Source organism: Niallia sp. FSL R7-0648 (assembly GCF_038007005.1).
In the GTDB taxonomy this organism is placed as follows: domain Bacteria; phylum Bacillota; class Bacilli; order Bacillales; family Cytobacillaceae; genus Niallia; species Niallia circulans.
Genome location: NZ_JBBOWE010000002.1, coordinates 639,584 through 652,449 on the forward strand (window position 1 = coordinate 639,584; position 12,866 = coordinate 652,449).

The window sequence follows — 12,866 nt, forward strand, 5'->3', positions numbered from 1 at the left end:
AGACATCTGGCTTATGGCAGAGCTAGTATGGATTGATAGCAGGCTGAGATGGGGTGGTAATCTGTTTTGGGAGGTGTAGTTTTTACATTGCTATATTTTACATTCTCCCGGTTAAGCAGTGTAGACCAACCACCATGTTCATGATCCATGAAATACTGGGCGGAATAAGTGAATAACTGATTATAATAATCCCAGTATTGTTGATTCTTAGTTTTTGCAGCTAGTAAGGCTGCGGCAGCGATTGCTTCTGACATAACCCAGTAATTTTTATCCGTATCAATGACTTCTAAGCTTGGCGATAGGGCAAAATAAATACCTCCATATTTTACATCCCAACCTTGTTCCCATCCTTTTGCGAACAATTTCTCTGCAGTCTCCTGCATCCAAGGTTCTGATTGATGTCTGTCAAGCCACATTAAGAGTTTACTCCATTCAAATTGATGACCAGGGATAAATCCATATGGGCGGAATTCATCTTTTGTGTTGTCTTTATTGAATTGATAATCAGGCTGCCAGTCCGGTGTATAGTTTTCCCAAATCATCCCGCCTGCACGGTCTGCTAATTCTTGGGTAACGCCCTCTGCGAGCTGATAGGCCTTCTTTAAGTATTTTTTTTCATTTGTTGCTTCATATGCAGTCAGCATGGCTTCACACATATGCATGTTTGGGTTTTGCCCTCTATAAGAGGAAAGAGTGGTCCACGCAGCATCCCATTGTTCTTTGTAATATCCATGTTTCGGATCCCAAAAGTGGTTTTCCACCACATTAAAGACGTTTTCCATCACTTCTCTGGCTTCTTGTATGCCAGCTTGGTAGGCGATAGAGGATGCTAATAATGCAAAGGCATGACCATAGGCCATTTTAGCAGCATCTTTTACATCCGTTCCATTCATTTCAAAGTAGTATCCATTATACTGTTTATCTAAATGATGTTCATGCAAAAATTGGATTCCATGACGTGCTGCTTTTAAACACCAATCTGGACCATCTAAAATCGCACCAATACTAAAAATATAAATATACCGGCTAGTCGCTACTAAATGTTTAGTATCTGTGTCATTAATAGTACCATCATCTAAAAACCCATTAATATATCCGCCCTTTTCCTCATCGATACAGGCCGGATAATAAAAATGAAGTGTCTTAAATATATGTTTCTTCAATTCTCCCTTATCCTGATAATGGTCAAACTGGATATAACTTGAACCTTCCATATTGGCTACCCTCCTCCATTATGCGAGACATTGAATAGATAGCAGCAATCAAGAACAGTATTTCCCTACCATGAGGAAAATACTGCTTGATTTTTTTTGCTGTCCAAATGACTTATTTATCTAATTAAGAAGACATATATTGTCCACCATTCACATGGATGAATTGGCCAGTCATATAGGCAGAACCTTCAGAAGCAAGCAGGATGTATGGTTCTACAAGATCTGCTGGTTGACCAGGACGACCAAGAGGGGTAGAAACGCCAAATGATTCTTGCAGGTCGGTTGTCATGGTTGCTGGAATAAGTGGTGTCCAAATCGGTCCAGGTGCTACACCGTTAACTCGAATTCCTTTTGAGGAGAGTTCTTGCGCAATGGAACGAGTAAAGGATACAATAGCCCCTTTAGTAGATGTATAATCAATCAACGCTTTATTGCCAACATATGCATTAATAGAAGCGGTATAGATTAAGCTATCACCAACTGATAAATGGGGAATGGCAGCTTTAGTTAAATACACCATTGAAAAAAAGTTTACGTCAAATGTACGTTTCAATTGTTCAGCAGAGATTTCTAGCACACTGTTTTTTACTTCCTGACGTGCTGCGTTATTAACAAGGATATTCAGTTTTCCATGCTGCTGAATGACATCTTCAACTAGTTGATTACAAAATGCTTCATCCGCTACATCTCCAGCATGCAACGTACATTTTACGCCTTCTTGCTCAATACGCTTTTTCGTATTTTCTGCATCCTCTTGTTCATTTAAGTAGGCGATAGCAATATCCGCGCCTTCCTTTGCATACCCAATCGCTACTGCCTTACCAATTCCGCTGTCTCCTCCAGTAATCAAGGCCACTTTGCCTTTCAATTTTCCAGAACCAACATGGGTTTCTAGCTCATAAATCGGGATAGGGTCCATTTCCTTTTCAACCCCCGGCTGCTCGGATTGTTTTTGAGGAGTGACTCCATTTGATAATATGGTTTGTTCATCTAATTTACTCAATTATAACGCCTCCTAAATTATTTATGTGTTATTTAACATTCCACCCTGTCTTGAGACTAAACTCCTTTTTGACATGCAACCGCTTAGTGGAATTTTTTACCTTTTTACCTAGGCGGAGTGTTATAGCACTATCTGTCATATCGGGAATACTAGAGAATGAGTGGAATAGTTGATATATACCTTTTCTAATTCGAGTGGCTCATATATTAATCGGATAATAGAGTGGTGAAGTTATCATAAATAGTGGCAGATCAAGGGATGAAAGTAGGTTTCCAATTCTATGAGCTCTTGCACAAGTTTGTAGCAGATTACATGGATGAAGTAGAGGGGGATCATAATAAAAAGGGAGTAATGAAACTCCCTTTTTTCACAAACATTAACTCTTTATTGATAATTAATAATCGCTGGGCTTGGATCCAGCTTTAAGACCTCTTCGGGACTTAGCACAGGTTTATCTTTGTTATAAAAGATTTTAAATCCACCGTATTGCACTGCTTCATTGCGCACGAATTTGCGATAGAGTGCCATTTTAGTATTAGAATCGCCCCACCCGTCATAATTTAAGGCTACTTCTACATTCTCGGTTGGCTTGATGGCTTCTTTGTTCGTTAATGCTTCGTCCATAAATTGATGGACAAGGACAATTTTATCGGGCAAATTATTTTCTTTTACCATTTCCGTCAAGTACTGCACTGCTTCTTGTACTTCAGCTCCGTCTACTTGACCAAGATTAACACCTGGAGTTTGTCCTTCTTTTACATGAAATTCCGTATCAATCGCTAGGTGGACATGAGGGAGCTTTAGCCATTTCTCAAGCAATTTCACCTGATTTAGAACGGAATCTGTTCCAAGTTGAACATCCAGCATAAGCAGGGCATCGTTTTCTTCCGCGAGAGTAGAATATTCATCAATTTGCTCTGGTGAAGTTGGATGGTAGTATTTCCCATCCGTCCCTGGATCACGCTGTGCTACGGTAGAAATGAGTTCAATCATTGGTACAGCAGGGCGTGAAGGGTCAGCATCTGAATATGCTTGGGTTTGTTCTTTTAATTTTGCCATTAATTCATCTGGTTCCATTTCTCCCAATATTCCCATTTTGGTAGAGTTTGGATGTCCGTAATACGCTATAAGTCTATGATTCTTTAAGGGACAATCGGTTTGGTCATCAGCACCCTTTACCAAAGTTTCTCCAAGTGGAACCATTCTAGTGCGATCTTCCCCACGGGCTTCTGCACTCGGCATCTTCTCTATTTCCTCTTCAGCTACCTTTTCAGTTAGAGGAGAAGCACCTTCTGTTGGTTCCATTGGTTTGTAGGCTGGCGGAGGATTCTCTTCTTTTATTGCTTTCTTCTCACCAGAAGACTTTTCTTCCTGTGTCTGTTCTTCATCATGTTGTTCACTTTCTTTAATAGTAGGAGTGTTTTTCGAACAAGAGATGAGGAAAACAACAAGGAGTACTCCTGAGAATAGCAAGGCTAGTCTTTTCATGTTGTCACTTCCTTATGTATATTCTTCTATCTATTATTCTAGATGTATTCCCTATATGCAACAAAGTTAACAGGGAATATCTTATTTTTCATAGAATAGGAGCGTTTAGTTAATAGATTCTCCCTTTCTTTCCAAGCGCTTACCTATTTATAAATTAGGGTGTGATTCATGGAAGGGGAGAGTATTAAAAAAGGCTGGATCAAACGTCTCTGCTTGATCCAGCTTCCTCCACTTAAATCTCACATTTCCTCTCGCTTATAATCGCCACTTTTCCCGCCGGATTTCTCCACTAGAAAGGTTGGCCCGATTACCATCCCTTTATCGACCGCTTTGCACATATCATAAATGGTTAAGCTTGTAACTGCGGCGGCCGTTAATGCTTCCATTTCGACTCCAGTGCTTCCTTTGGTTTTTACTTCTACTCGTATAATAAGCTCCCATTTATCCTCATTTTGTTTCCAATTAAATTGCATATCAACTCCACTTAGTGAAAGTGGGTGACACATGGGAATAATCGAAGAAGTTTGCTTTGCTGCCATAATACCAGCAACTTGTGCAACAGCAAGTACATCTCCTTTTGCAAACTCATGGTTCATTATTTTTTTATAAATAAGTTCATTCACGATAATACTTGATTGACTAATAGCTGTGCGAGATGATTCCTGCTTGTCGGTGATATCAACCATCTTTGCCCTGCCTTGCTGATTAAAATGTGTGAAGTTTGTCACTAATATCACTCCTTGTTTGTAGTATAACAAAAGTAAATGGATGCGTCTTGCATCATTATCGGCTAAAAAAAATAAAGGAGGACCATATGTATAAATGGAAAGGCTTGATCATTATTTGTATCTGTTTCTTTTTTCTAGCGGGCTGTTCCTCGGAGAAAAGAGAAGTGAAGCTAACCGTGTCAGCCGCCGCGAGTTTAACGGATGCGATGGAGGAGCTTGTGGAGGCATTTGAATCTGAGGAATCCAATATAGCTATATCGCTAAATCTAGCATCTTCAGGAGCATTACAACAACAAATTAGTCAAGGTGCACCAGTTGACATTTTCCTCTCAGCTGCTGAAGAGCCATTTGACTATTTGAATAAACAGGGTTTGCTAGATAAGTCACATCAAGAATTATTATTACGTAATCAGTTAGTCCTGATCAAAAGAAAAGATAGCTTCTCTCAATTTCGCGAATTTAAGGATTTACTAGACGAACAGGTACAAGAAATTGCTATTGGGACACCAGAAAGTGTCCCGGCAGGTATCTATGCAAAACAGGCGCTCGAACATGTAGGGATATTTCATTCCCTTGAATCTAAATTAGTCTATGCAAAAGATGTTCGCCAAGTATTACAGTATGTGGAATCAGGAAGTGTTGACTTTGGTTTTGTATATGCCACAGACGTAATAACCGCTAAGCAAGTAGAAGTAGAGCGAGTAGTCGATGAAGAATGGCATGATCCTATCCAGTATCCAATCGGAATTTTGAAAGATACCAAGCATAAGGAAGAAGCAGTAGCTTTTTATAACTTTTTGCGAAGTGCAAAGGCAGACACTATTTTTGCGAAGTATGGGTTCACCACCGTAAACAAGTAAGGAGAGTGCAGAATGAAAAGTAGCTTTTGGCAGCCTATTGAGCTCTCTTTATTAATTGCAATTAGCGCGACGCTTTTTGTAATTATATTAGGAATTGTAACGGCATGGTTCATGACGAAAAAAGAGTTTCCGGGCAAGGTAATCATAGAAGTCATTCTGCTATTACCAATTGTGTTACCACCAACGGTGATTGGTTTCCTGCTGATTATGCTATTTGGCAAGAATGGTGTGATTGGGAAAGCTCTTGATTTTTTATTTGGCCAATCCTTAATGTTTACCGTTTCGGGAGCTATCCTTGCAGCTGTTGTGGTTGCTTTCCCATTAATGTATCAATCGGTGAAAAATGGGTTTGAGAGTATGGATCCATTAATAGAGGATGCAGCTCGAGTAGATGGTGCAAATAGTTGGCGTCTATTTCGACATATTTCACTACCATTATGTTCTCCCTTTCTTGTCACAGGCACAATATTAAGTTTTGCTAGAGCCTTAGGGGAATTTGGTGCAACGATTATGTTTGCAGGAAATATTCCGGGACAAACGCAAACGCTTCCATTAGCGATTTATGTTGCTTTTGAATCTAACAAACTTGCACTCGCATGGAGCTGGGTGATGATGATGGTGATTATTTCTTTTGTTATGCTGCTTTTTATTCAAAAGAGGGCACGCCGCAGTTAATGCATCCATGTGTGATGTAATTCACACCTTAAGCTAGTGGAGGATGTTTTAATAAGCATATAAGCAACCTGCTTTGATGACAGGTCGGAATATGGAGGGATAAAGATGAAGAAAAAACCATCTCCACTTTGGCAACGATTAAACTATTTGAAACCAAAAGAAACATATAGCAATAACCATAGTCAATTACAAGAAGGAGACCGGGATTGGGAAAATGTGTATCGCAGAAGATGGCAGCATGATAAAGTAATCCGTTCCACTCATGGAGTGAACTGTACGGGTTCTTGCAGCTGGAACATCTTCGTGAAAGACGGCATTGTGACATGGGAAGGGCAAAATGTGGATTACCCAACAACAGGACCAGACATGCCGGAATTTGAGCCAAGGGGCTGTCCGCGAGGTGCAAGTTTTTCCTGGTATTTATATAGCCCGCTGCGCGTGAAGTATCCTTATATTCGCAAAAAGCTACTATATTTATGGCGAGAGGCCATAGCGGAACACAAGAAACCATTAGATGCTTGGAAAAGCATTGTGGAAGATAAAGAAAAGGCCAATCAGTATAAAAGTGTTCGCGGAAAAGGCGGATTAGTACGGGCTGATTGGGAAGAAGTTACCCAAATTATTGCAGCGGCTGTTTTGTATACAACGGTAAAATACGGATCTGACCGCAATGTTGGCTTTTCTCCAATTCCAGCGATGTCCATGGTGAGTCATGCAGCGGGAAGCCGCTTTATGTCCCTAATAGGAGGACCGATGCTTAGCTTTTATGACTGGTATGCGGATTTGCCACCTGCATCTCCACAAATTTGGGGAGATCAGACAGATGTTCCAGAAAGCTCTGATTGGTTTAATGCTGGCTATATTATGACATGGGGCTCTAATGTTCCCTTAACACGTACACCAGATGCTCACTTCCTTGCCGAGGCAAGATATAAAGGAACAAAGGTGGTTTCTGTTAGTCCAGACTATGCGGAATCAACCAAATTCTCTGATGACTGGATGGCTGTCAAGCAAGGGACGGATGGTGCGGTAGCCATGGCAATGGGACATGTTATTTTAAATGAGTTTTATCATAAAAAACAAATACCATACTTTGAATCTTATGCGAAACAATATACTGATTTTCCTTTCGCCGTTCGTTTGAAAAAAGTGGGATCAAGCTACCAGGCTGACCGCTTTTTACATGCAAAGGATCTAGGCCTTTCTGGTGAGCACAATGAGTGGAAGCCTGCTATGTATAATGAGCGCACGGGGAATTTTGCTATTCCACAAGGAACAATAGGTTCGCGATGGGATAAAAAAGGGAAATGGAATCTGCATTTAGTGGATGAATATACAGGAGAAGCAATTGATCCAAAGCTAAGCTTTCTAGGACTTGAAGATGAGGTGATGGAAATTCAATTGCCCTACTTTGATGCAGAAAAGCGTTCTGTTATGAATCGTGCCGTTCCAGTAAAAGCAGTTGAATTAAATGGGCAAACAGAATATATCACAACAGTTTATGATCTTATGCTTGCTAATTACGGAATTGATCGGGGCATCGGTGGAGAAGTCGCACAATCCTATGATGACATGGCGCCTTTTACTCCAGCATGGCAAGAGAGTATTAGTAATGTCGATCGAAACTTAGTTATTAAAATCGCGAAAGAATTTGCCCAAAATGCTATCGATACAAAAGGTCGTTCTATGATTATTATGGGTGCTGGTATTAACCATTGGTTCCATTCTGACACTATCTATCGTGCCATCATCAACTTAATTTTAATGGTAGGTGCGCAAGGAGTAAATGGGGGAGGCTGGGCACATTATGTAGGGCAAGAAAAGCTTCGACCAGCAGAAGGATGGAATACCTTAGCTACAGCAAAAGATTGGCAGGCACCGCCAAAACTGCAAAATGGGACATCATTTTTTTATTTTGCTACAGACCAGTGGCGTTATGAAGAAACGTCTGTTAATGAAATAACGGCTGCGACAGTAGAGAAAGCAAGATATGACCATCATGGGGATTATAATGTGCTAGCGGCTCGATTAGGATGGCTGCCATCCTATCCAACATTTAATAAGAATGGCATTGCTATTTATAAAGAGGCAGTTGCGAAGGGCTGTCAAACCCAAGAGGAAATTGCGCAATATGTAGCAAAAGAGTTGATGAATAAATCATTGCAATTTGCGATAGAAGACCCAGATAATCCAGTCAATTTTCCTCGTACGTTATTTGTTTGGCGTGCCAATTTAATCTCAAGCTCTGGAAAAGGGCATGAATATTTTCTAAAACATTTACTTGGAACAACACATGGATTGTTGAATGATGATCAATCTAGTATTCGACCAGCTGAAATAAAATGGCGGGAAGAGGCACCAGAAGGAAAATTGGATCTTTTAATCGATCTTGATTTCCGGATGGCAGGAACGGCCTTGTATTCCGATATTATCTTACCAGCCGCGACCTGGTATGAAAAGTTTGATTTATCAAGCACAGATATGCATCCATTTGTACATCCATTTAATCCAGCGGTTGCTACGCCTTGGGAATCGAAGTCAGATTGGGATATTTTCAAGAAGCTAGCAAAAGGGGTTTCAGAGCTAGCCGAACAAATCGATATGGACGTAATTAAAGAGGTTGTAGCTACACCGCTGCAGCACGATACTCCACAAGAAATGGCCCAGCCTTTTGGGGAGATTAAAGATTGGTCCAAAGGTGATTGTGAAGCAATTCCAGGGCGAACCATGCCAAATATTCATGTGGTAGAACGAGATTATAAGCAGGTTTATAAAAAAATGACCTCTCTAGGACCGAATGTTGCCAAAAACCCATATGGCGGCAAAGGGATAAGCTGGTCCATGGAAAAGGAGTATGAACAAGTCAAGCATGCAATTGGTGTAGTAGAAGAAGAAGGGATTTCCAAAGGTCTCCCAAATATTGAAAGTGCAAGAGACGCTTGTCAGGCCATTCTCATGATGTCATCTACGACAAACGGCAAAATCGCAGTCAAGGCTTGGGAATCACTGGAACAGCAAACCAGCTTGGAGTTAAAGGATTTAGCTGCAGAGCGTGAAGAAGATCTATTTACATTAGAACAAATTAATGCACAACCAAAAACGGTCATTACGTCACCTGCCTTTACTGGTTCGGAAAAAGGCGGGAGACGGTATTCACCATTTACAACAAATATTGAGCGAATGATTCCTTTCCATACCCTTACAGGAAGACAGTCCTTTTATTTAGATCATGAGATGATGAAGGAATTTGGGGAAGAGATGGCGACATTTAAGCCAATGCTCCACCATACACCTTTTCAGCAAGATCGTCCAAAAGTGGAAGGAAAAGAAATTACGTTAAATTATCTAACACCACATAATAAATGGTCTATTCACAGTATGTATTATGATGCACAGCCGATGCTGACATTGTTTAGAGGTGGACCAACGATATGGATGAACAAGGAAGATGCCAAAGAAGTAGATATAGAAGATAACGATTGGATTGAATGCTTTAACCGAAATGGTGTGGTCGTTGCCAGAGCGGTTGTCTCTCATCGAATTCCTAGAAGTGTTGCCTTTATGTACCATGCTCAAGACAGACATATTCACGTTCCTGGCACGAATCTTACGAAAAACCGAGGAGGGACACATAATAGTCCTACGCGAATCCATGTTAAGCCAACGCATATGATTGGTGGCTATGGCCAACTAAGCTATGGATTTAACTATTATGGACCAACTGGAAACCAACGGGATTTGCATGTCGTCATTAGAAAGATGAAGGAGGTGGAGTGGCTTGAAGATTAAAGCACAAATTGGCATGGTGATGAATTTAGATAAATGTATTGGCTGTCATACATGTAGTGTGACATGCAAAAATACGTGGACCAATCGCCCTGGCGCAGAATATATGTACTTTAATAATGTCGAAACAAAACCTGGAATCGGCTATCCGAAACAATGGGAAGACCAAGAGAAATATAAAGGCGGCTGGGAGCTGGATAAAAAGGGTGAACTAAAACTGAAATCAGGTTCTAAAGTAAATCGATTATTCAGCCTTTTCTATAACCCAAATCAGCCAGAAATTGATGATTATTATGAACCATGGAATTATGATTATGAAACATTGACAAACAGTCCGGAACGTAAGCATCAACCTGTTGCCCGAGCAAAGTCAGCTATCACTGGCGAGTTTATGGATTTAGAGTGGGGACCGAACTGGGAAGATGACCTTGCTGGCGGGCATATAACTGGTTTGCGTGATCCAAACGTTGTGCAAATGGAGGAATCAATAAAAACGGAGTTTGAAGATGTATTTATGATGTACTTGCCGCGTATATGTGAACATTGCATTAACGCACCTTGTGTGAGCTCCTGTCCATCTGGCGCGATGTATAAACGTGATGAAGATGGCATTGTACTTGTAGATCAGAATGCTTGTCGGGCTTGGAGACAATGTGTCAGCTCCTGTCCATATAAAAAAGTGTACTTTAACTGGAAAACAAGTAAAGCGGAGAAATGTACACTATGCTATCCAAGAATTGAAAATGGCCAGCCAACCATTTGCTCTGAAACATGTGTTGGCAGAATCCGCTATATCGGTGTCATGCTCTATGATGCTGATAAAGTATTAGAGGCAGCTTCTGTTAAAGAAGAGAAAGAATTGTATCAGGCACAATTAGATATTTTCTTAGATCCAAATGACCCAGAAGTAGTGAAGGAAGCGAAAAAAGAAGGCATCCCAATGGATTGGATTGAAGCGGCGCAGCAATCTCCATTATATAAAATGATCATCGACTGGAAGATTGCTTTACCATTACACCCTGAATACCGAACAATGCCAATGGTGTGGTATATTCCACCACTTAGCCCAGTTATGAATATGATAGAAGGAAAAGGCAGTCAAGCAGATACAGAAGATATCTTCCCGGCTATTGACGAAATGCGCATTCCGATTGAATATCTAGCTAATTTATTAACTGCTGGGGATACGGCTCATATTCGTACTGTATTAAAGAAAATGGCAGTTATGCGTAGCTATATGCGGGCCGAACAAACAGGGAAATCCTTTGATGTCTCTATTATTGAAGAGCTGGGGCTCGAGGAAAACGACATTAGAAAGATGTACCGACTGCTAGCTATTGCCAAATATAATGATCGCTTCGTTATTCCTAAAAGCCATAAGGAAGATATAGCAGATCTTTATTATGACCAAGGCGCTTGTGGATTGGATTTTGCTGGCGGGCCTGGCGCCTGTGGCGTCTTATCTTGATAAATGGTTCCACCCTTTCACGAGGAGAATAAATGATTAGAGCAAATATGAATGAAGGGATTTGCGTGGGGAAACCACAATCCTAGGAATCTGTAGCTGCTAGAATTTCGCGGGAAAAGCATAAGCATAAGCTGGGACAGGGCGCAACAATCTATAGCAGCGCCCGCCCAATTCGAGATAGGCAATGGATTACTAGCCACACAATAAACCTGCTTTGCGATAATAAGTAACCTGACAAAAAGGATGAACAAACATGAAACAAACAGAGCTTTATCAAATGCTAGCATTTTTATTACGCTATCCAAATGAAGAATTTAGGCAGATTCTACTTGGATTAACAGCAGAAATACAGGAAGTGGGCGACACGAGAATTCGTCAAAAACTACTTCAATTTATAGAGCTGGTAGAGCAAACACCATTGGATGATTGGATTAACCATTATGTAAGCCAATTTGACTTCGACCGGAAAACGAATCTTTACGTTACGTATTTCAAAAATGGTGAACAAAAAGAGCGAGGCCTAGAGCTTCTAAAACTAAAAAAATTTTATCAAGCAGCCGGCTTTGACATTGTTGAAACAGAACTGCCAGATTATATACCGTTAATGCTTGAATTTTCTGCACAGGTTTCAGCTGATATCAGACAAGAGCTTTGGAAAATGCATGAACAAGCAATTTGGGAAATTAGAGAATCTCTCTTATCAATTAAAAGCTTTTATAGCTTACTTTTTGATGTTTTGATTCAGCTGTTTGAACAAGATGGCCTCGAGCATCATCTGACAGCCGAAAAGCAAACTCCTATAACAAATTTAGAAGATCAAGCTATTCTTGCAAAGATGCGAGATCAATTAATTAAGAACCAGCTAGGATAAGAGATATTAGCTGGAAGAAAAGGAGTAACCAATATGAACTCACTCAATTTATTACTTTGGGGAGTTTTCCCTTATATTGTCCTGACCATTTTTATTGGCGGTTTAATTTATCGTTATCAAAAGGATCAATTTGGTTGGACAACAAAGTCTAGTGAAATTTTTGAAAAAAGGAGACTGCGAATTGGATCGCTCATGTTCCACTGGGGATTATTTTTTGTCTTGGGCGGCCACTTTGCAGGGCTGATTGTTCCAGTGTCTTTCTATAATGCATTTGGTATTTCCGAGCACTTTTACCATAGAATTGCCCTAATCTTTGGTTTACCTGCAGGAATTGTTGCTTTTATTGGGATTCTGTTGCTTGCCCACCGCAGGTTTAGTGTGAAACGTATTAAAGCGACCTCTTCGATTGGCGATTGGGTAGCATTAATCTTGGTCATCATCGTTATTTTTACAGGGTTATTAGCAACAAGCATGAACGTCGATTCACAAGGATTTGATTACCGGACAACGATTGCACCATGGCTAAGAGGTTTATTCGTTTTTCGTATGCAGCCTGAGCTAATGGCTGAAGTACCCATTTGGTTTAAAATCCATATTTACACAACATTTGCTTTATATGTTTCTTGGCCGTTTACTCGATTAGTTCATGCATTTAGTTTTCCGCTTCGTTATTTAAGTAGAAATTATGTGATTTATAAACGAAGAGTTCAACGTAAGGCTGGATGAGATGGGAAGCACCTATCATAGTGAAATAATTTTACAAATAAGGTTGG

The 12,866-nt window shown here is 40.4% G+C and carries 10 protein-coding genes; 6 read left to right on the forward strand and 4 right to left on the reverse strand.

Going from position 1 to position 12,866, the window contains the following annotated elements:
- Positions 1–11: 11 nt before the first annotated feature.
- The 4 genes from NSQ89_RS23230 to moaC form a co-directional block, all read right to left on the reverse strand.
- Entirely contained in the window at positions 12–1,214 is a 1,203-nt protein-coding gene (locus NSQ89_RS23230) for an AGE family epimerase/isomerase (protein WP_341133335.1), read from the reverse strand.
- Positions 1,215–1,338: 124 nt separating this feature from the next.
- Positions 1,339–2,217 (reverse strand): SDR family oxidoreductase, encoded by an 879-nt coding sequence (locus NSQ89_RS23235; protein WP_445668977.1) that lies wholly within the window; start codon positions 2,215–2,217, stop codon positions 1,339–1,341.
- Positions 2,218–2,601: 384 nt separating this feature from the next.
- The gene (locus NSQ89_RS23240) at positions 2,602–3,705 is read right to left on the reverse strand and encodes a hypothetical protein (RefSeq protein ID WP_341133336.1); all 1,104 of its coding nucleotides are present in this window, start codon (positions 3,703–3,705) and stop codon (positions 2,602–2,604) included.
- A 239-nt stretch (positions 3,706–3,944) separates the two neighbouring features.
- The gene (gene moaC / locus NSQ89_RS23245; protein WP_095258342.1) at positions 3,945–4,433 is read right to left on the reverse strand and encodes a cyclic pyranopterin monophosphate synthase MoaC; all 489 of its coding nucleotides are present in this window, start codon (positions 4,431–4,433) and stop codon (positions 3,945–3,947) included.
- A gap of 86 nt (positions 4,434–4,519) precedes the next feature.
- Between moaC and modA the strand changes: the two genes are divergently transcribed.
- The 6 genes from modA to narI all read left to right on the forward strand — a co-directional run bounded on the left by modA (position 4,520) and on the right by narI (position 12,819).
- On the forward strand, positions 4,520–5,293 hold the full coding sequence (modA, locus tag NSQ89_RS23250) for a molybdate ABC transporter substrate-binding protein (protein WP_095258341.1): 774 nt from the start codon (positions 4,520–4,522) through the stop codon (positions 5,291–5,293).
- Positions 5,294–5,305: 12 nt separating this feature from the next.
- Positions 5,306–5,968, forward strand: a complete 663-nt coding sequence (modB, locus tag NSQ89_RS23255) for a molybdate ABC transporter permease subunit (RefSeq protein ID WP_095258340.1) — start codon at positions 5,306–5,308, stop codon at positions 5,966–5,968.
- 105 nt (positions 5,969–6,073) lie between these two features.
- Positions 6,074–9,757: a nitrate reductase subunit alpha gene (locus NSQ89_RS23260; RefSeq protein WP_341133337.1), complete on the forward strand. Its 3,684-nt coding sequence runs from the start codon at positions 6,074–6,076 to the stop codon at positions 9,755–9,757.
- Positions 9,747–11,222 (forward strand): nitrate reductase subunit beta, encoded by a 1,476-nt coding sequence (gene narH / locus NSQ89_RS23265; protein ID WP_303985689.1) that lies wholly within the window; start codon positions 9,747–9,749, stop codon positions 11,220–11,222. The genes NSQ89_RS23260 and narH overlap by 11 nt, the downstream gene beginning before the upstream one ends.
- A gap of 253 nt (positions 11,223–11,475) precedes the next feature.
- The gene (narJ, locus tag NSQ89_RS23270; protein ID WP_053215595.1) at positions 11,476–12,093 is read left to right on the forward strand and encodes a nitrate reductase molybdenum cofactor assembly chaperone; all 618 of its coding nucleotides are present in this window, start codon (positions 11,476–11,478) and stop codon (positions 12,091–12,093) included.
- Between the two features lie 33 nt (positions 12,094–12,126).
- Entirely contained in the window at positions 12,127–12,819 is a 693-nt protein-coding gene (narI, locus tag NSQ89_RS23275; protein WP_303985686.1) for a respiratory nitrate reductase subunit gamma, read from the forward strand.
- The last annotated feature ends 47 nt before the right edge of the window (positions 12,820–12,866 follow it).